Genomic DNA, 20,150 nt, shown 5'->3' on the forward strand with positions numbered 1-20,150 from the left:
TCCAAAAACATCCAATAAACCAACCAGCGCACTCACATCTATCTAACTGTTTTCATTTGTTTTCTCTTCATTCTGGCGAGCAAGAGGGTGATATGTCACAACAAAGTGAGAAGAGTAATCCGCATCTGTTAAGTAACTGGAAACCGGAAAATGTGCAATTTTGGGAAAACAAAGGAAAACATATCGCGCGAAGAAACCTGTGGATTTCTGTCGCCTGTTTGCTGTTAGCGTTTTGCGTCTGGATGTTATTTAGCGCCATTGCCGTCAATCTGAATAAAGTCGGATTTAATTTCACCACCGATCAACTTTTTATGCTAACGGCATTACCTTCTCTCTCCGGCGCGATATTGCGCGTCCCCTATTCGTTTATGGTGCCCATATTTGGCGGACGATACTGGACGGTATTGAGTACCGTCATCCTGATCATTCCCTGCGTCTGGCTGGGGATGGCCATCCAGAACACCGCGACGCCTTACTGGATCTTTATCGTGATTGCCCTGCTCTGCGGCTTTGCAGGCGCCAACTTTGCCTCCAGCATGGGCAACATCAGCTTCTTCTTCCCCAAGGCAAAACAGGGTAGCGCGCTCGGTATTAACGGCGGGCTCGGCAACCTGGGCGTCAGCGTGATGCAGCTGGTCGCGCCGCTGGTGATCTTCCTGCCGATGTTTACCTTCCTGGGCGTGGAGGGCGTACCGCAGGATGACGGTTCCACCCTGTGGCTGGCCAATGCGGCCTGGATCTGGGCGCCGCTGCTGCTGCTGGCCACCCTTGCGGCCTTCTTTGGAATGAACGATATCGCCAGCTCCAAGGCCTCTATCGCCAGCCAGCTCCCGGTGCTGAAGCGCTTTCATCTCTGGCTGCTGAGCCTGCTTTATCTGGCGACCTTCGGCTCGTTTATCGGCTTCTCGGCGGGCTTTGCCATGCTGTCAAAAACCCAGTTTCCGGACGTCAACATTCTGCACCTCGCCTTCTTTGGCCCCCTAATCGGTGCGCTGGCGCGATCAGCGGGCGGGATGATCTCTGACAAACTGGGCGGCGTGCGGGTCACGCTGATTAACTTCGTCTTTATGGCCCTCTTCAGCGCCCTGATCTTCCTGACGCTGCCCGGCTCTGGCTCCGGCAGCTTCGTCGCGTTCTATCTGGTCTTTATGGGGCTGTTCCTCACCGCCGGGCTCGGCAGCGGATCCACCTTCCAGATGATCGCGATTATTTTCCGCCAAATCACGCTCGACCGCGTCAAAAAGCAGGGCGGCACGGACGAGCAGGCGCAGCACGAAGCGGTGACAGAAACCGCCGCCGCGCTGGGCTTTATCTCCGCTATCGGCGCCGTTGGCGGGTTCTTCATTCCCAAAGCCTTTGGCACCTCGCTGGCAATGACCGGATCGCCGGTCGGCGCCATGAAGGTGTTCCTCGTGTTTTACATCGTCTGCGTGCTCGTTACCTGGCTGGTGTATGGCCGCAAATCCGCAAAACAAGAATAACTACACGTCCGAAGCAGGAGAAATGTCATGAGCAAACTGTTGGATCGCTTTCGTTATTTCAAAACAAAGGGGGACAGCTTCGCCAACGGGCACGGGCAGGTATATAACACCAACCGCGACTGGGAGGACGGCTACCGTCAGCGCTGGCAGTTCGACAAGATCGTGCGCTCCACCCACGGCGTGAACTGTACCGGCTCCTGCAGCTGGAAGATTTACGTTAAAAACGGCCTCGTGACCTGGGAAACCCAGCAGACAGATTACCCACGCACCCGCCCTGACCTGCCCAACCACGAACCGCGCGGCTGCCCGCGTGGCGCAAGCTACTCGTGGTATCTCTACAGCGCCAACCGTCTTAAATACCCACTGGTGCGCCGCAGGCTGATTGAGCTGTGGCGCGAGGCGCTGGCGCAGCATACCGATCCGGTGCTGGCCTGGGACGCCATCCAGAGCGATCCGCAAAAGGCGCAAAGCTACAGGAAGGCGCGGGGTAAAGGCGGGTTTATCCGCTCAAACTGGAAAGAGCTGAACCAGCTGATCGCCACCGCCAACGTCTGGACCATCAAAAACTATGGTCCGGACCGCGTGGCCGGTTTTTCCCCTATTCCGGCGATGTCGATGGTCTCCTACGCCGCCGGCACGCGCTATCTTTCCCTGCTGGGCGGTACCTGCCTGAGCTTCTACGACTGGTACTGCGACCTGCCGCCGGCGTCGCCGATGACCTGGGGCGAGCAGACCGACGTGCCGGAGTCCGCCGACTGGTACAACTCCAGCTACATCATCGCCTGGGGCTCGAACGTGCCGCAGACCCGAACCCCGGACGCCCATTTCTTCACCGAGGTGCGCTACAAGGGCACCAAAACCGTCGCCATCACGCCGGACTTCTCGGAGGTGGCGAAGCTGAGCGACCAGTGGCTGGCCCCCAAACAGGGCACCGACAGCGCCCTCGCCATGGCGATGGGCCACGTGATCCTCAAAGAGTTCCACCTCGATAACCCAAGCGATTACTTCCTCAACTACTGCCGCCGCTATACCGACATGCCGATGCTGGTGCTGCTGGATGAGCAGGAAGACGGTCGCGTGGTGCCGGGACGTATGCTGCGCGCCTCGGACCTGGTTGACGGGCTGGGGGAAGCCAATAACCCGGAATGGAAGACCGTCGCCTTTGATATTGCCGGGAACCTGGTGGTGCCAAACGGCTCCATCGGCTTCCGCTGGGGAGAAAAAGGCAAATGGAACCTGGAGCCACAGGCTGCGGGCCACGACACCGAACTGACGCTGTCGCTGCTCATCACCCACGACAGCGTGGCGGACGTCGCCTTCCCCTACTTTGGCGGCAACGAGAACCCGCATTTCCGCAGCGTGAAGCAGGATCCGGTGCTGACGCGCCGCGTGCCGAGCAAAACCCTGCCCCTCGCCGACGGCAGCGAGAAACGGGTAGTCAGCGTTTACGATCTGGTGCTGGCGAACTACGGTCTCGATCGCGGTCTGGAGGACAGCAACGCCGCAGAGAGCTATGACCAGGTCAAAGCCTATACCCCCGCCTGGGGCGAGCAGATCACCGGCGTGCCCGCCCGGCTGATTGAAAAAATCGCCCGCGAGTTTGCCGACACGGCGCACAAAACCCACGGCCGGTCGATGATCATTCTCGGTGCAGGGGTGAACCACTGGTACCACATGGACATGAACTACCGCGGGATGATCAACATGCTGGTCTTCTGCGGCTGCGTCGGGCAGAGCGGCGGCGGCTGGTCGCACTATGTCGGCCAGGAGAAGCTGCGCCCGCAAACCGGCTGGCTGCCGCTGGCCTTCGCGCTGGACTGGAACCGTCCGCCGCGCCAGATGAACAGCACCTCCTTCTTCTACAACCACGCCAGCCAGTGGCGCTACGAGAAGCTGACCGCGCAGGAGCTGCTCTCTCCGCTGGCGGACGCCTCGAGGTTCACCGGCCACCTGATTGATTTTAACGTCCGCGCCGAGCGTATGGGCTGGCTGCCGTCGGCGCCGCAGCTCAACCTCAACCCGCTGCACATCAAAGCCCGCGCGGACGCGGCGGGCATGACGCCGCAGGCGTACACCGTTCAGGCGTTAAAATCGGGCGATATCCGCTTCGCCTGCGAGCAGCCGGACAACGGCAAGAACCATCCGCGCAACCTGTTCGTCTGGCGCTCTAACCTGCTCGGCTCGTCCGGGAAAGGCCACGAGTACATGCTGAAATACCTGCTCGGCACCGAGAGCGGGATTCAGGGCGAGGATTTAGGCTCAACCGACGACGTGAAGCCTGAGGAAGTGGAGTGGCAGACCGCCGCCATTGAGGGCAAGCTCGACCTGCTGGTCACGCTCGACTTCCGCATGTCCAGCACCTGCCTGTTCTCGGATATCGTCCTGCCGACCGCCACCTGGTATGAAAAAGACGATATGAATACCTCGGACATGCATCCATTTATTCACCCGCTCTCGGCCGCCGTCGACCCGGCGTGGGAGTCCCGCAGCGACTGGGAGATCTACAAGGGCATTGCCAGAGTATTCTCCGAGGTCTGCGTCGGGCATCTCGGCACCGAAACCGACGTGGTGTTACAGCCGCTACAGCACGACTCCCCCGCGGAGCTGTCGCAGCCGTTTGACATTCAGGACTGGCGCAAAGGGGAATGCGATCTGATCCCCGGTAAAACGGCGCCGAACATCGCGGTCGTCGAGCGGAACTACCCGGAAACTTACGAACGCTTCACCGCCCTCGGCCCGCTGATGGATAAGCTCGGCAACGGCGGGAAAGGCATATCGTGGAACACGCAGAGCGAGGTCGATTTCCTCGGCAAGCTCAACTACGTCAAGCTCGACGGCCCGGCGAAAGGCCGCCCGCGCATTGAAACTGCCATTGACGCTTCAGAGGTGATCCTCGCCCTTGCGCCGGAAACCAACGGCCAGGTGGCGGTGAAGGCCTGGGAAGCGCTCGGCGAGCTGACCGGGCGCGATCACACCCATCTGGCGCTGAACAAGGAAGACGAGAAGATCCGCTTCCGCGATATCCAGGCGCAGCCGCGTAAAATCATCTCCAGCCCGACCTGGTCCGGCCTGGAGAGCGAGCACGTCTCCTATAACGCGGGCTATACCAACGTTCACGAGCTGATCCCGTGGCGTACCCTTTCCGGCCGCCAGCAGCTGTATCAGGATCATCCCTGGATGCGCGCGTTCGGCGAAAGTCTGGTGGCCTATCGTCCACCGATTGACACCCGCAGCGTCACCCATATGCGCGAGATCCCGCCGAACGGCTTCCCGGAAAAAGCGCTCAACTTCCTGACGCCGCACCAGAAATGGGGCATTCACTCCACCTACAGCGAAAACCTGCTGATGCAGACCCTCTCGCGCGGCGGGCCGATTGTCTGGATCAGCGAAACCGACGCCCGCGAGCTGGGCATTGAGGACAACGACTGGATCGAGGCCTTCAACGCCAACGGCGCCCTCACCGCCCGCGCGGTGGTCAGCCAGCGCGTGCCGCCGGGCATGACCATGATGTACCACGCTCAGGAGCGCATCCTGAACATTCCGGGCTCAGAGGTGACCGGACGGCGCGGCGGGATCCACAACTCTGTCACCCGCGTCTGCCCGAAACCGACGCACATGATCGGCGGCTACGCCCAGCTGGCGTACAGCTTCAACTACTACGGCACCGTCGGCTCCAACCGCGACGAGTTCATCATGATCCGCAAAATGAAAAACATTAACTGGCTGGACGGCGAAGGTCGGGATCAGGTCCAGGAGGCGAAAAAATGAAAATACGCTCACAGGTTGGCATGGTTCTGAATCTCGATAAATGCATCGGCTGCCACACCTGCTCGGTCACCTGCAAGAACGTCTGGACCGGGCGTGAAGGGATGGAATATGCGTGGTTCAACAACGTGGAGACCAAACCGGGGATCGGCTACCCGAAAAACTGGGAGGATCAGGAGGAGTGGCAAGGCGGCTGGATCCGGGGCATTCACGGCAAGCTGACCCCACGCCTCGGCGGCAAAATGGGCGTGCTGTCGAAGATTTTCGCCAACCCCGTCCTGCCGCAGATTGACGATTATTACGAACCCTTCACCTTTGACTATCAGGATCTGCACCGCGCCCCGGAGGGGGATCACCTCCCTACCGCCCGCCCGCGCTCGCTGATTGACGGCAAGCGGATGGACAAAATCGTCTGGGGCCCCAACTGGGAGGAGCTGCTGGGGGGCGAGTTCGAAAAACGCGCCCGCGACCGCAACTTCCAGAAGATCCAGAAAGAGATGTACGGCCAGTTCGAAAACACCTTCATGATGTACCTGCCGCGCCTGTGCGAGCATTGTCTCAACCCGAGCTGTGTCGCCACCTGCCCGAGCGGCGCGATCTACAAGCGCGAAGAGGACGGCATTGTGCTGATCGACCAGGACAAATGCCGCGGCTGGCGCCTGTGCATCAGCGGCTGTCCGTACAAGAAAATCTACTTCAACTGGAAGAGCGGCAAGTCTGAAAAATGCATCTTCTGCTACCCGCGCATTGAGTCCGGCCAGCCGACCGTCTGCTCGGAAACCTGCGTCGGGCGCATCCGCTACCTCGGCGTGCTGCTGTACGACGCGGACCGTATTGAAGAGGCGGCCAGCACCGAGCATGAAACCGATCTGTACGAGCGCCAGTGCGACGTGTTCCTCAACCCGAACGATCCGGCGGTGATTGAGGAAGCGCTGAAGCAGGGTATTCCGCAGAACGTGATTGACGCCGCCCAGCGTTCCCCGGTCTACAAAATGGCGATGGACTGGAAGCTGGCTCTGCCGCTGCACCCGGAATACCGCACCCTGCCGATGGTCTGGTACGTGCCGCCGCTGTCGCCGATTCAGTCCTACGCGGACGCCGGCGGCCTGCCGCAGAGCGACGGCGTTCTTCCCGCAGTCGAAAGCCTGCGCATTCCGGTGCAGTATCTGGCGAACATGCTCAGCGCGGGCGACACCGGCCCGGTGCTGCGCGCCCTGAAGCGCATGATGGCAATGCGTCACTACAAGCGTTCCCAGACCGTGGAAGGCGTGACCGATACCCGCGCCATTGAAGAGGTCGGCCTGACCGAAGCGCAGGTTGAAGAGATGTACCGCTATCTGGCGATTGCCAACTACGAAGACCGCTTCGTGATCCCGACCAGCCACCGCGAAATGGCGCGCGACGCCTTCCCGGAGAAAAACGGCTGCGGCTTCACCTTCGGCGACGGCTGCCACGGCTCCGATACGAAATTCAACCTCTTCAACAGCAGCCGCATCGACGCGATCAACATCACCGAGGTGCGCGAACACGGGGAGGGAGAGTAATGCAGATCCTGAAAATCATCGCGCTGCTGATCGAGTATCCCGATGAGACCCTGTGGGAAAACCGTGATGAAGCGCTTTCGTTAATTGCGCAGGACGCGCCCATGCTGCTGCCGTTTGCCAGCCAGCACCTGAGCGCCCCGCTGCTGGATAAACAGGCCGAATGGTGTGAGGTGTTTGAGCGCGGTCGCGCAACATCCCTGCTGCTGTTCGAGCACGTTCACGCCGAGTCCCGCGATCGCGGCCAGGCGATGGTCGACCTGATGAGCCAGTATGAGAAAGCGGGTCTTGAGCTGGACTGCCGCGAGCTGCCGGACTACCTGCCGCTCTACCTGGAATACCTGAGCATCGTATCCGATGACGAAGCGCGTGACGGGCTGCAAAACGTCGCACCGATCCTGGCACTGATCGGCGGCCGCCTGAAGCAGCGCGGCGTGGCGCACTATCAGCTGTTTGACGCTCTGCTGGCGCTGGCGGGAACGCGGCTTTCCAGCGACAGCGTGGCGAAACAGGTGTCCGGTGAAAAACGGGATGATACCCGTCAGGCGCTGGACGCCGTGTGGGAAGAGGAACAGGTGAAGTTTATCGAAGACAACGCCACATCGTGCGACAGCTCGCCGATGCAGCAATATCAACGACGCTTTAGCCAGGACGTCGCGCCGCAGTACGTGGACGTCAGCGCCGGAGGCCCAAAATGACACACTACCTGAACGTGTTTTTCTATGACATTTATCCGTACATCTGCGCCACCGTGTTTTTCCTCGGCAGCTGGTTGCGCTACGACTACGGACAGTACACCTGGCGCGCCTCGTCAAGCCAGATGCTCAGCAAGCGCGGGATGAACTGGGGTTCTAACCTGTTTCATATCGGGATCCTGGGGATTTTCTTCGGGCACCTGTTCGGCATGTTAACCCCGCACTGGATGTACGCCTGGTTTTTACCCGTCGCGGTTAAGCAGCAGTTGGCCATGATTGCGGGCGGAATTTGCGGCGTGCTGACGCTGATCGGCGGGTCGATGCTGCTGATTCGCCGCTTGTTCAACCAGCGGGTGCGTGCCACCTCCACCACGCCGGATATCATCATTATGAGTATCCTGCTGATACAGTGCATTCTGGGGCTATCGACCATTCCTTTCTCCGCGCAATATCCTGACGGAAGCGAGATGATGAAGCTGGTGGGCTGGGCGCAGGGGATCGTGACGTTTAAGGGCGGTTCATCAGAAATGCTGAGCGGCGTGGCGCCGATCTTCCGCGTGCATCTGGTGTTGGGGATGACGATCTTCCTCATCTTCCCCTTCACCCGCCTGGTGCACGTGTGGAGCGCGCCGTTTGAGTACTTTACGCGGCGGTATCAGGTGGTGAGATCGCGCCGTTGATTTGTCGGGTGGCGGCTACGCCTTACCCGACCTACGTTCACACGCACGTAGGCTCGGTCAGGTGTAGACGCCACCGGGCCGCAATGTCAGAACAAAGTACTTCCGCTGACGACTGAAATAACCAACAGCAGCAGCAACACTGTGACAATCAGACCAAAAGCCAGTAACGCCGCATGAAAAGCGAGCGTGGCCCCGGAAAAAAACAGTGCACCACTCACCCCCCATCTGTTCTCTTTGCGCATCCCAGCCGTGAAGGCAAGCCCTAATGCCACAACGGATAAAATTATTCCGCTATTGATAAGAATGCTGTCGATATCGACCGCTTTCTTTTTTGCCTCAACGGTCGGCTTTTCTCCCTTTATGCCAGCAATGATCCCTTTTTTTACCGCCGAAACCTTTTCAGCCACAACAATTTCAAGGGTCGTCGATTTTGTCGAAAAAGGACCAAAGGTGAACTGCACTAAAGAGAGAAGCAGTGCAATAACCCCGAGTAACATTCCCACTGAACTGAATTTATTCCGCAACAAGATTTCCATATCAGCATGCCTTTGACGATGTTTAAACTAACCTGCCGGGTGGCGGCCTGTGTTCGGTCACCCGTAGGCCCGGTAAGGCGTAGCCGCCACCGGGCTATTTCCCGGCCTGCGGATGCGTATCAAACCCCGCCATCACCGCCGTCAGCTCGGCCAGCGTAAAGCCGTGCTTCGGGTCATCAACGCCCAGGCCAAACCGCTCCTGCATCAGCTGGTAAAGCGCTGCCGCATCGGAAAGATGGATCTGCTCCTCCACATGACCGTTCTGCCAGTGGGTAAAGTTGAAGTTGGTCAGCGTCAGCTTGCCGCCGTCCGGCAGATGGCGGCACATCAGCAGATGATGGCGGAAATGCGACTGCGGCCAGTGCGCCGACCAGAAATTCCCCATCACGTAATCGCTGAAATACTGCGTCGTCAGGTCAAAGTGGTACATCGACTGCCAGTGCTCGTGGTGGCGGAACTGCAGCACCCAGTCGTTGCCCTCGCTCAGCAGACGATACAGACCGTGCGGCGTTTCCTGCTCCTCGTTAGCGAGTAAACGAATCGGCGCCGTCAGCGTCTGGCCGCCAAACCCCACGTCCGCAATCCAGCGCTCACCGTTAAGCTCCACCAGCAGCAGGCGGTGCGTGCGCGGCGGCATTTGCGGCGGGCTCGCTAATACCACGCGCCCCAATACGCTGCGCACGGTAAACCCGACGTCACGCAATACCCGCTCAAACAGGCCGTTTTGCTCAAAGCAGTATCCCCCACGGCGGGCAATCAGCAATTTGTCGACCAGACACTGGTCTTCGAGATGAATTTCGCGCGGCAGGACGACATCGATATTCTCAAACGGGATCGCGCAGTTGTGATGTAAATGCAGTGCGCGCAGGGTGTCTATATCAGCAGAAGCCGGTTGCTTCCAGCCGATGCGGGCGAAATAGGCGGTCAGAAAGGGGGACATATATCAGTTTCCTTTGATAGTGATGCTGTGTTTATAAACTAATTCTACGCGCTCACTTTGATTTACGTGCTTTTTCGTCATACTCATCGTTACAGATGAGGAGATCCTATGAGCCACTTTCGCCCTGTTGAATTACGTCATGCCAGCCGTCTGCTCAACCACGGTCCTACCGTACTGATTACCAGTCGTGATGAAACGCTCGACAGACGTAACGTTATGGCCGCCGCATGGTCCATGCCCGTTGAGTTTGAACCGCCGCGCATCGCGATAGTCGTGGATAAAAGTACCTGGTCACGCGAGCTGATCGAACGCAGCGGGAAATTTGGCATCGTCATTCCCGGCGTGGCGGCGGCCAACTGGACTTACGCGGTGGGCAGCGTCAGCGGGCGCGACGAGGACAAATTCAACTGTTACGGGATCCCGGTCGTGAATGGCCCGGAGCTCGGCCTGCCGGTCATTGAAGAGAAATGCCTGGCGTGGATGGAATGCCGGTTATTACCCGTGACCTCCGCGGCAGAGAAATACGACACGCTGTTTGGTGAAGTGGTTTCAGCGGCAGCGGATGAGCGGGCCTTTATTGCCGGACGCTGGCAGTTTGACGGGGATAAGCTCAATACCCTGCATCATCTTGGAGCCGGGACGTTTGTGGCGAGCGGGAAGATGGTGAAGGCGCTGGATTGAGAAAACCCTCCCCCTATTGGGAGAGGGTGACCGTACTACTTCGCACGCCGTGCAATAATCTCATCCGCAACATTCCGCGGGGCTTCCGCAAAATGATGGAACTCCATCGTATACGTCGCGCGTCCCTGGGACATTGAGCGCAATGTCGTGGCATAACCAAACATCTCCGCCAGCGGCACGTCAGCGCGAATAATCTGGCTTCCGTACTGCTCTGCCATCCCCTGCACCATGCCGCGGCGGGAAGAGAGATCGCCCATGATGTTACCGGCGTACTCTTCCGGTGTCTCCACCTCCACGTGCATGATCGGCTCAAGGATCGCCGGATCCGCCCTGCGGGCGCCCTCTTTAAAGCCGAGGATCGCCGCCATGCGGAACGCCATCTCCGAGGAGTCGACGTCGTGATACGAGCCAAACGTCAGCGTCGCTTTAACATCGACGACCGGATAGCCCGCCAGCACGCCGCTGTTCATCGCTTCCCGCAGCCCTTTCTCAACGGACGGAATAAACTCGCGCGGCACCACGCCGCCCTTGGTGGCATCTTCAAATTTAAAACCACTTCCAGGCTCCAGCGGCTCCAGACTCAGGACCACATGGCCGTACTGCCCTTTACCGCCGGACTGTCGGACAAATTTGCCTTCGATGTCCTTCACCGTTTTACGCAGGGTTTCACGGTAGGTCACCTGCGGACGACCGATATTTGCCTCGACGCCAAACTCACGCTTCATGCGGTCGACGATAATCTCGAGGTGTAGCTCACCCATCCCGGAGATAATGGTCTGACCGGACTCTTCGTCAGTGTGCAGGCGGAAAGACGGATCTTCCGCCGCCAGACGCTGCAGCGCGATGCCCATTTTCTCCTGATCGCCTTTGGTTTTCGGCTCAATCGCCAGCGAGATCACCGGGTCCGGGAACTCCATGCGCTCAAGCGTAATGACGGCGTTCGGATCGGTGAGCGTGTCGCCGGTGGTTACGTCTTTCAGCCCCACGCAGGCCGCGATATCCCCGGCGCGCAGTTCGTCCACCTCGTGGCGATCGTTGGCATGCATCAGTACGATTCGCCCGATGCGCTCTTTCTTCCCTTTCACCGGGTTATACACCGCGTCGCCTTTACGCAGCACGCCAGAGTAGACGCGGATAAAGGTCAGCTGCCCGACGTACGGGTCGCTCATCAGCTTGAACGCCAGCGCCGAGAACGGCTCATCATCGCTCGGGTGACGCTCTGCGTGCTGCCCTTTTTCATCCACGCCATCAATGGCCGGCACGTCCAGCGGCGACGGCATCAGCTCAATCACCGCATCGAGCATGCGCTGTACACCTTTGTTTTTGAACGCGCTGCCGCACAGCATCGGCTGGATTTCCCCGGCAATGGTGCGAATACGTAGCCCTTTGATAATTTCCGCTTCCGTCAGGTCGCCGGTTTCCAGGTATTTGTCCATCAGTTCATCGCTGGCTTCCGCCGCCGCAGAGACCATTTTTTCCCGCCATTCCTGGGCGGTACTGACCAAATCGTCCGGCACGGGGGCATAGGTAAACACCATGCCCTGCGTCGCATCGTCCCACAGAATGGTGCGCATCTTGATGAGATCCACCACGCCGGTGAAGTGATCTTCGGCCCCCACCGGGATGACAATCGGCACCGGATTGGCCTTCAGGCGTTCCTGCATCATCCGCACGACGCGGAAGAAATCGGCACCCGGACGGTCCATTTTGTTGACGAAGGCCAGACGCGGAACGTGATATTTATTGGCCTGACGCCAGACGGTTTCCGACTGCGGCTGCACGCCGCCCACGGAGTCATACACCATCACGGCACCGTCGAGTACGCGCATGGAACGCTCCACCTCAATGGTGAAGTCCACGTGCCCCGGGGTGTCGATGATGTTAATCCGGTGCGGCTCATAGCCTCTGTCCATGCCTGGCCAGAAGCAGCTAACCGCCGCGGAGGTAATGGTGATCCCGCGCTCTTGCTCCTGCGCCATCCAGTCAGTGGTTGCCGCGCCATCGTGTACTTCACCCAGCTTGTGGCTCATCCCGGTATAAAACAGGATGCGCTCGGTGGTGGTGGTTTTACCGGCATCGATATGCGCGGAGATACCGATGTTGCGATAACGTTCGAGAGGGATGGGTCGGGGCATGATATTTCCTTAGTCAGTATGACGTGTTTGTGACGACCAGGATGGTCGTGCATTCGTTCGTTTGCTATAATAGTCCTATTGTACGAGTATTATCGAACTATTTTTTAAGGGTTGACCTATTGTTGATATAGCTCAATCTGACGCCATACGCAGGAAAACGATGATCCCTAACCACCCTGAAACTGAACAAATACTGCTGGAAAATGTGCTCTTTGCCCTCGGCAACCCGCTCCGGCTATCGATTATTCGCCGGCTCGCCGACGGCAGCGAACTGAGCTGTAACGCGCTGCGCCCGGAGGACGTGGTGAAGTCCACGATGACCCATCACTGGCGCGTATTGCGCGACAGCGGGGTCATCTGGCAGCGTCCGCAGGGACGCGAAAACATGATTTCATTGCGACGAGACGATCTGGATACCCGTTTTCCGGGGCTGATGGCGATCCTGCTGCAGGTTAAGTAATTTGAGTCCCTTCCAGGCGATAGACCGGGACCTGCCGGGTTGTTTTGGTAAGCGTATCGAACACCTCGGCGTTGGACGTTACTATCCGCATCCCTGTTTTGCGTAACCGTTGTACATCAGCCGCGATGCGCTGAATGCCAAACCAGAAAAGCCCGTCAAGCGCGGTTACAGACAGCCCGTTGTCCAGCGTCAGTTTGAGGCGTTCCTTTGGCGCTTTCACCTGCTGGGCAATTTGCCGGTAAGACGCTTCCGTCGCGCCCGTGGCGTCACTGCGCTGGATCCGCGTCTTCAGGTGATAGGTAAACTCGTCAGGTATGCCGTCCAGATCCCGTTTAAGGCTGTAGACGCAGCCAAAGCGCTTGCCGTTAAACAGAACATTTTTCTGACTGAGCTGAAGCTCTTTCCTGACGGCATCAATCAACTGGGGCGCACGGGTGAGAAGCAGCCTGAAGGGCAGCTCGAAGCTGGTGACGTAATCCACATTAAGCAACGCGAGGCGCAGCCGCTCCTCTGCACCGGCCTTTTGCTCACGACACTCCTCCAGAACCTCTGCCCACTGGCGCGTCAGGCGCTCCGGTTCGGCAGCTTCGGTCAGGAGATATTTTTCAATCTGATAATCAACTCTTCCGGTCATCGTGTGGTATCCCGTCGCTGTGGCTGCGGTAATTCTATACAGCGCGGTGAGTTTTATAAAGGACTGAACCGCAGCGATACGCTGTAAATGTCGTTGCGATTCAGTATCCTGCCGATTCGAATCAGTGCGCCATAATCCAGCCCATCAACAGCGTGGCGAAAATCACCGTTGAGGCACCGCCAATACGCGTCGCGATCTGCGCGAACGGCATAAGCGACATGCGGTTGGAGGCGGATAGAATGGCCACATCTCCCGTACCGCCCAGCCCACTGTGGCAGCAGGTCACAATCGCCGCTTCCACGGGATACATATTCAGACGCGACGCAATCACGTAGCCGCTCAGCGCCATCGCAATCACCACCGATCCGCATACCACTACATAGCCCACCGAGAAGACCGACACCACGCTTTCAAGCGGCACGTATAGCATCCCGAGGCCGATCATCAGCGGCCAGACCAGCGCAGCCGAAACGAATTTATAGCAGCTGTGCGCCCCCTGCTCCATTGAGGCTGGGATCACCCTGAAGTATTTACACAGGACGGCAATCAGGATCATCAGCACCGGGCCGGGAATATGGACCAGTTTTTCAAACAAGCCTCCGACGATGAAAAACGCGCACACCATCAGCAATCCGCCGCCCATCAGATGAAAATCCGTCTGCTGAGCGCCAGGCGCCCCGGCGAACAGGCTGGCGTCGTCTTTACTCCGCGTGAGCATGCCGTTTCCCGAAAGCGAAGGACGTTTCGTCCCGAGACGCGCCAGCGAGCCGGCGCAAATAATGGCGAAGATATTTCCGACGACCGCAGCGGGAGCCAGCTGCGCCACGTAGACGTCCGGCGTCTGCCCCAGGATTGCCGAATAGGCCAGAGAAAGGGGCAAAATCCCCTCGCCAATTCCGCCGCCAATGATAGGGACAATGATAAAGAAGAAGGTGTGGTAAGGCGTATACCCAAACAGCGTTCCCACAATAAGCCCGCTCAGCACGGCCATCAGTGTCCCCGCCACCAGCGGAACAAACATGCGCATCATGCCCTGGATCAGCAGCACCCGGTTCATCCCCAGAATGCTGCCGACCACCAGGCAGGCGATGACGAAATAGAGCAGATTCGCCTCCTTCATCAGCAGATGCACCGTATCAAGGGTTTGTTTCCCGAATGCGCCAAAATAGACCAGCACGGAAGGCACCATCAGACACAGGATCGCCGGGCCGCCGATGTCCTTCAGCACGGGGATTTGCCGGCCCACTTTGGCAAACGCAAAGCCAAGGGTCATGATGACCGCCAGTCCGCCAATCATATTTTTCGGCAGCAGCCCTGCCCAGGCGGACGTCGCCACAATCGCGGCAATCCCGACGAACAGCATCAGCGGAACCGCGCCCACCTCGGTCGTGTTCAGCCCAAAAGCAAAACGCGAGGTCGACAGCGCGGAAGTCGGTACAGGATTATCTTTCATATAATCACCTGAAATTTGTGTTCGGATATACAGAGTAAGGAATAAGCGGAAAACTATTCCTGATTCGAATAAATGTTCTTAAATAGAAAATAATGACTTTGGTGGCCTTTTCTCTAAAACAGGCTCAGCGTGAAATTAACATGGGCTTTCGAAGAGAAATGTGAACACAACAGCCCTTTCCTTTTAAATAATTTAATTCATTATTATGTAACTAAAGTTATTCATGACATTCAATGCAATTCTTTTGAAATTAATAAAACCAGAAATAATGTGACCCTTATCACTCCTGCTCCGTTAGCTAAGCGCTAAATTAGCTCCCCAACAAAACACAGAAAACTCCGTGTCTTTATCATCTTTAAAGTCACTGTTTCTGCTCGTCTTATTTCTGTTTCGTTTAAATATTCAGGAGTTAACCATGTCTCGTAAAGACGTTCTGTACACGCCTTATAATGGCGCCGTACTGCTGGAAAATCCGTTATTAAATAAAGGCCTCGCCTTTATTAAGGAAGAACGGGATAATTTTAATCTGCATGGATTATTGCCGCATAACGTTGAAACCATTGAGGAGCAAACGGAGCGTGCCTGGGTGCAGTTCTGCCATTTTAAAAGCGACATTTCCCGCCATGTTTATTTGCGCAATATTCAGGACACCAATGAAACTCTCTTTTACAACCTCTTGCGTTCGCATCTGAAAGAGACGTTACCGATTATCTATACCCCGACGGTGGGTGAAGCCTGCGAGCATTTCTCCACGATTTATCGCCGCGCGCGCGGCTTGTTTATTTCATGGCCTAACCGCCACCGCATTGATGAGATGCTGCAAAGTTTCTCGCGCAACGACGTTCGGGTGATTGTGGTAACGGACGGAGAACGCATTTTAGGCCTCGGCGACCAGGGTATCGGCGGTATGGGCATACCGATTGGTAAGCTGTCGCTGTATACCGCCTGCGGAGGGATCCATCCGGCCTCCACCCTGCCGATTATGCTGGATGTCGGCACCAATAATCAGCAACACCTCGACGACCCGATGTACATGGGCTGGCGTCACCCGCGCATCAGCGACGACCAATACGCTGAATTTATGGATATGTTTATCAGCACGGTTAAGGCGCGCTGGCCCAACGTTCTCCTGCAGTTTGAAGACTTTGCGCAGAAAAACGCCACCCGACTTCTGCAGCGCTACCGCGACCAGCTGTGCTGCTTCAATGATGATATCCAGGGCACGGCAGCCGTCACCGCCGGGACGCTGATCGCGGCGGCGCACGCGGCGGGGACGCGCATTCGCGACCAGCGCGTGGTGTTCCTGGGCAGCGGCTCTGCCGGATGCGGGATTGCTGAAAAAATTGTGGCGCTGATGGTCGATGACGGCCTGAGCGAGTCGGAAGCCCGCAGCCGGATCTTTATGGTCGATCGCTTCGGCCTGCTGACCGACGACATGACCAACCTGCTCGATTTCCAGAAAAACCTGCTTACCGCGCGCGACGCCGTAAGCCGCTGGCAGGTAGACGCGAAGAATATTTCCCTGCTGGACGTGGTGAAGAACGCACATCCAACGGTGATGATCGGCGTTTCAGGTCAGCCGGGGCTGTTCAGCGAAGAGATCGTCAAAGAGATGCATCGCCACTGCCCGCGCCCGATTATCATGCCGCTCTCGAACCCGACGTCGCGGGCGGAGGCCCAGCCGCAGGATCTCATCGCCTGGACCCAGGGAGCCGCGCTGGTGGCCACCGGCAGCCCGTTCGCCCCGGTATTCTGGGAGAATGCGCACTATGAGATTGCCCAGTGCAACAACGCCTATATCTTCCCGGGCCTTGGGCTTGGCGTGCTGGCCTGTAACGCTCGCCGGGTGACGGAAGAGATGCTGATGGCAGCAAGCCGCAGCCTGGCCGCGCAGTCTCCGCTCGTGACCACGGAAAGAGGAGGATTACTGCCGCCGGTAGATCAGATTGAAACGGTCTCACGCCAGATTGCCGTTGCCGTCGCCCGGGCCGCCATTGAACAAGGCGTGGCGCCAGCGTTAGATGATGAAACCCTGATGGCGCGTATCGAGAAAACCTGGTGGCAGGCGGACTATGCACCGTACCGCCGATCCGCGCTGTAGCGCCGGTCATGCCCTCACCGCAGGGTGAGGGCATCGCTGTGGTGTCAGTGCTGTATGCCTGAGCGGTCAGAAAAATCGCTGGCGGTGAGACTTTCACCCCGAGTTGCCGCCTGTTTCAGACGGGCATACCGGTCAGGTACTCCTTCAGGACGGGTTTTGAAGCGACGGTGCAGCCACATATACTGCTCTGGGGCCATGCGTACGGCCTGCTCAATTGCCCTGTTCATCTGCGTCGCCACGGCTTCTTTATCGCCGCCCTGCAGCGCCTCGCTGATATCCTCCAGAATAATCAGCTCGTAACCGGTGCCATCCGCCCTGCGGCGCGGCACAAAGGGGATAACGGCAGGGTTAGCGCTTTTGACCAGCATATAGCTGCCCGCCGTCGTCGCGGCATCCGGCACCGCAAAGAACGGCACAAACACGCTGTTGGTTTTGCCATAGTCGTGATCCGGGGCGTACCACAAAATTTCATTCTGCTTCAGCGCGCGGATCATGCCCTTTAAATCATGGCGATCGAGCATGGTTTTGTTGGCGCGCAGGCGCCCTCGCGTCTGAAGCCAGTCCAGCAGAGCATTGTTATTAGGACGATAGACCCCGATACCGGGGTTAAGCATGCCAAATATCCGCGCGCCCAGCTCAAGGGTCAGAAAATGTATCCCTACCAGCACCACGCCTTTTCCCTGCGCCCTCGCCTTTTCCATATGCTCATAACCCTGCACGGTAAAGCATTTCTTTACCCGCCACGCAGGCCAGAACCATGCCATCCCGGTTTCAATCACCCCCATTCCTACCGATTCAAAATTACGCTGCAGCAATGACTCGCGTTCATCCTTTTTCATCTCCGGGAAACAAAGCTCCAGGTTGCGACGGGCAATCTCGACGCGGCGAGGCAGTAAGCGCATCGCCAGTCGACCCAGGCCATGACCGATTCTGAACAGAAGCGGATAAGGGAGCAGCATGATGAGCCACAGAGCCGCAATGCCGGCCCAGCTTAGCCAGTAACGGGGATGAAGAAAGGCGAATGAAAAACGGGGTAATTTTGTCATCAGAAAATTATCCTTTAACGTGTCTGTCCTTAATTGATTCTATTGGAGATCTTTCCTAAGGATGAATAATATGCCAGTCAGAAACGTTAATTGTAGCGGATAAGACAAAACGCATTTTTATCGATTTTTGCGAAAAACGGGAAGTCGAGCCGGGAAGGATTTATCCGCTCCCCGGCAGAAGATCTTACATCGAATACCCGGGCTTCTTAATAAGCTCCTCCAGCTTCGGTCCAATTTCGGTATCCCAGACCTGCGCCTTCCAGTCTTCAGGCGCGATCTGCTTCAGCGCCACCGACACGGAACTGTCTTTGCTGTTGAAATGGCGAATAATCACGTCGGCAATATCTGCCGCCAGGGCAGCTTTCTGTTCGTCGTTTAAATCACGGGGAAAACATTTAATATCTACGTGTGGCATGTGCAGGCTTCCGGTTGTGAATGTGGGTTCCACGTTATCAGATAATTTTGTTTGCCTTTAACACCTTGTGCAGTTCCGGTCGCTGGCATACGGCGTCCGCAATCACCGTGAATTTAGGGGTGTTCCCGGCAAACCAGTCGTGACGCGGCCCCCAGGTGCGCGCCACCGCAATATACACATCCAGCAGCGTCAGCCGTTCCCCCAGCGCAAACGGGGCAGCCTTAAGCTGGCTTTCGAACCACAAATAGAGGGATTTCCGGTATTCGATGCAGTTTTTCTGCAGCTGTTCCGGCGCATCCGGCACCCAGCGTTCGGGATAGTCTGCATAGGTAAACGTGGGATAGACGTTGGCTACGAACCAAATGAGCAAACGCTGAAACTGCTGACGTTCAGCCTGCCCCACGGGCGGGGCGAGATCGGGACACCGGTCGAGCACCATCAGGGCAATCGCCGCCGTTTCGGTCATGATGGCGCCATTTTCCAGCTCCAGCGTCGGCACCTGACACAGCGGATTGAGCTTGTGCAGCAATTCACGCTGCGGACCGGGCTGGTCAAACCCGTCCACGTTGATGAATTGATAAGGGATATCAGCCAGGGTCAGCATCACCTCACTGATTGCCGAGCCCCAGCCGGGTACGCCATAAAGTTTAATCATGTTGCCCCCTCAGGAGTGAAAATCCTAAGTGTAGAGCACCATTAGTAGGTTATCCCAGGCGGGTTGACCTCCGATTGCGTCACCGCTTCGCCCTGCTCGCCCCAGCGCGCCAGCACCTTCTGGTACTCTCCGCGCTCAATCGCACCGTTCAGCGCGGCCTGCAGGGCATAAACCAGTTGATTGCCTTTTTTGGTCGTGGTGGCGACATAAGCTTTCTTCGGCCCTAAACCGACCACGCGGGTTTTGCCGGTGAGCGCCGCTTTGTAAGCTGAAACCGACTGAGGGCCAAAGAACACATCCGCCCTGCCGGACTGGATATAGAGATTGCCCGAGGCATCGTCGTGAAGATAGACCGGCAGCGCAGGCGCCCGCCCCGCCTTTTTATTTTCTTCGTTCCAGCCCAGCAGGATGCTCTCCTGATTGGTACCCGAGCCGACAATCACCCTTTTCCCGGCCAGATCTTCCGCGCTTTTGATTGACTGAATCTCGCTGGTGGATTTCACCGAAAACGCCAGCGAATCGACGCGGTAGGTCGCAAAATCAAACTTATCTTTACGCTGTTCGGTCACCGCAATGTTCACCAGCGCCACGTCGTAGCGCCCGGAAGCGATCCCCAGCGGCCAGTCTTCCCACGCCGTCGGCACCAGCTTTAGCTTCAGCCCCAGGCTGCCCGCCAGCAGGCGGGCAATATCCGGGTCGCTGCCGATCCGCGTGCGGTTATCGCTGGCCAGCAGCGCCAGCGGCGGGGAGTTCAGCATCGAGACGGCGACCGTCAGCGTACCTGGCTCAACGAATTTATACCCGGCGGGGATCTTCGCCACGGCCTGCCGATCCACCGTCACCGGCAGCGGCTGCTCGTTGGCTTTCAGATCGATGCTGGCGTGGCTCGCCGTCGTGAAGACCAGCCCCGCCAGAAGTCCATATTTCATTGG

At 57.8% G+C, this 20,150-nt stretch carries 17 protein-coding genes; 8 read left to right on the top strand and 9 right to left on the bottom strand.

The window, feature by feature from the left end; translation table 11 throughout:
• Positions 1–92 precede the first annotated feature (92 nt).
• From BFV67_RS11285 to narI, 5 genes are read left to right on the top strand one after another with little or no spacing between them, the layout of a single operon-like run.
• Positions 93–1,481 (top strand): NarK family nitrate/nitrite MFS transporter, encoded by a 1,389-nt coding sequence (locus tag BFV67_RS11285; RefSeq protein ID WP_025910957.1) that lies wholly within the window; start codon positions 93–95, stop codon positions 1,479–1,481.
• 27 nt (positions 1,482–1,508) lie between these two features.
• Complete coding sequence (locus BFV67_RS11290; protein WP_069598348.1) at positions 1,509–5,249, top strand: nitrate reductase subunit alpha; 3,741 nt, start codon at positions 1,509–1,511, stop codon at positions 5,247–5,249.
• Positions 5,246–6,790: a nitrate reductase subunit beta gene (gene narH / locus BFV67_RS11295; RefSeq protein WP_008501747.1), complete on the top strand. Its 1,545-nt coding sequence runs from the start codon at positions 5,246–5,248 to the stop codon at positions 6,788–6,790. The genes BFV67_RS11290 and narH overlap by 4 nt, the downstream gene beginning before the upstream one ends.
• Positions 6,790–7,485, top strand: coding sequence for a nitrate reductase molybdenum cofactor assembly chaperone (gene narW / locus BFV67_RS11300; RefSeq protein ID WP_045333854.1), 696 nt, complete (start codon positions 6,790–6,792; stop codon positions 7,483–7,485). Before narH ends, narW begins: the two co-directional genes overlap by 1 nt.
• The gene (narI, locus tag BFV67_RS11305) at positions 7,482–8,162 is read left to right on the top strand and encodes a respiratory nitrate reductase subunit gamma (protein ID WP_023292322.1); all 681 of its coding nucleotides are present in this window, start codon (positions 7,482–7,484) and stop codon (positions 8,160–8,162) included. The genes narW and narI overlap by 4 nt, the downstream gene beginning before the upstream one ends.
• An 86-nt stretch (positions 8,163–8,248) precedes the next feature.
• Here the strand turns inward: narI and BFV67_RS11310 are convergent, their stop codons facing one another.
• Together BFV67_RS11310 and nhoA are read right to left on the bottom strand one after the other, a co-directional pair.
• The gene (locus BFV67_RS11310) at positions 8,249–8,698 is read right to left on the bottom strand and encodes a hypothetical protein (RefSeq protein ID WP_069598349.1); all 450 of its coding nucleotides are present in this window, start codon (positions 8,696–8,698) and stop codon (positions 8,249–8,251) included.
• 94 nt (positions 8,699–8,792) lie between these two features.
• Positions 8,793–9,638 (bottom strand): N-hydroxyarylamine O-acetyltransferase, encoded by an 846-nt coding sequence (gene nhoA, locus BFV67_RS11315; RefSeq protein ID WP_069598350.1) that lies wholly within the window; start codon positions 9,636–9,638, stop codon positions 8,793–8,795.
• Positions 9,639–9,746: 108 nt separating this feature from the next.
• Between nhoA and BFV67_RS11320 the strand changes: the two genes are divergently transcribed.
• Positions 9,747–10,319 (top strand): flavin reductase family protein, encoded by a 573-nt coding sequence (locus tag BFV67_RS11320; RefSeq protein WP_008501752.1) that lies wholly within the window; start codon positions 9,747–9,749, stop codon positions 10,317–10,319.
• A gap of 35 nt (positions 10,320–10,354) precedes the next feature.
• Here BFV67_RS11320 and fusA read toward each other — a convergent pair whose 3' ends face one another.
• Complete coding sequence (gene fusA / locus BFV67_RS11325) at positions 10,355–12,454, bottom strand: elongation factor G (RefSeq protein ID WP_069598351.1); 2,100 nt, start codon at positions 12,452–12,454, stop codon at positions 10,355–10,357.
• Positions 12,455–12,614: 160 nt separating this feature from the next.
• Between fusA and BFV67_RS11330 the strand changes: the two genes are divergently transcribed.
• Positions 12,615–12,914 carry an ArsR/SmtB family transcription factor gene (locus BFV67_RS11330; protein WP_008501755.1) on the top strand — a complete coding sequence of 100 codons (300 nt, stop codon included), beginning with the start codon at positions 12,615–12,617 and terminating at the stop codon, positions 12,912–12,914.
• Here the strand turns inward: BFV67_RS11330 and BFV67_RS11335 are convergent.
• Both BFV67_RS11335 and BFV67_RS11340 read right to left on the bottom strand, forming a co-directional pair.
• A complete protein-coding gene (locus BFV67_RS11335) occupies positions 12,907–13,548 on the bottom strand; it encodes an ECs1377 family protein (RefSeq protein ID WP_069598352.1) in 642 nt (213 codons plus the stop codon). The genes BFV67_RS11330 and BFV67_RS11335 overlap by 8 nt on opposite strands.
• A gap of 121 nt (positions 13,549–13,669) precedes the next feature.
• Complete coding sequence (locus tag BFV67_RS11340; RefSeq protein ID WP_023344225.1) at positions 13,670–15,001, bottom strand: 2-hydroxycarboxylate transporter family protein; 1,332 nt, start codon at positions 14,999–15,001, stop codon at positions 13,670–13,672.
• Between the two features lie 415 nt (positions 15,002–15,416).
• Here BFV67_RS11340 and BFV67_RS11345 point away from each other — a divergent pair, with 415 nt between their 5' ends.
• Positions 15,417–17,102 (top strand): NAD-dependent malic enzyme, encoded by a 1,686-nt coding sequence (locus BFV67_RS11345; protein WP_069598353.1) that lies wholly within the window; start codon positions 15,417–15,419, stop codon positions 17,100–17,102.
• A 44-nt stretch (positions 17,103–17,146) separates the two neighbouring features.
• On the opposite strand, the gene BFV67_RS11350 is transcribed toward BFV67_RS11345, so the two are convergent.
• The 4 genes from BFV67_RS11350 to BFV67_RS11365 form a co-directional block, all read right to left on the bottom strand.
• On the bottom strand, positions 17,147–18,148 hold the full coding sequence (locus BFV67_RS11350; RefSeq protein ID WP_023344227.1) for a Kdo(2)-lipid IV(A) acyltransferase: 1,002 nt from the start codon (positions 18,146–18,148) through the stop codon (positions 17,147–17,149).
• A 184-nt stretch (positions 18,149–18,332) separates the two neighbouring features.
• Positions 18,333–18,563 carry a tautomerase PptA gene (gene pptA / locus BFV67_RS11355; RefSeq protein ID WP_008501760.1) on the bottom strand — a complete coding sequence of 77 codons (231 nt, stop codon included), beginning with the start codon at positions 18,561–18,563 and terminating at the stop codon, positions 18,333–18,335.
• A gap of 37 nt (positions 18,564–18,600) precedes the next feature.
• On the bottom strand, positions 18,601–19,218 hold the full coding sequence (locus BFV67_RS11360) for a glutathione S-transferase family protein (RefSeq protein WP_069598354.1): 618 nt from the start codon (positions 19,216–19,218) through the stop codon (positions 18,601–18,603).
• A 41-nt stretch (positions 19,219–19,259) separates the two neighbouring features.
• Positions 19,260–20,147, bottom strand: coding sequence for a transporter substrate-binding domain-containing protein (locus BFV67_RS11365; protein WP_069598355.1), 888 nt, complete (start codon positions 20,145–20,147; stop codon positions 19,260–19,262).
• Positions 20,148–20,150: the final 3 nt, after the last annotated feature.

It is taken from the genome of Enterobacter roggenkampii (assembly GCF_001729805.1).
GTDB lineage: Bacteria > Pseudomonadota > Gammaproteobacteria > Enterobacterales > Enterobacteriaceae > Enterobacter > Enterobacter roggenkampii.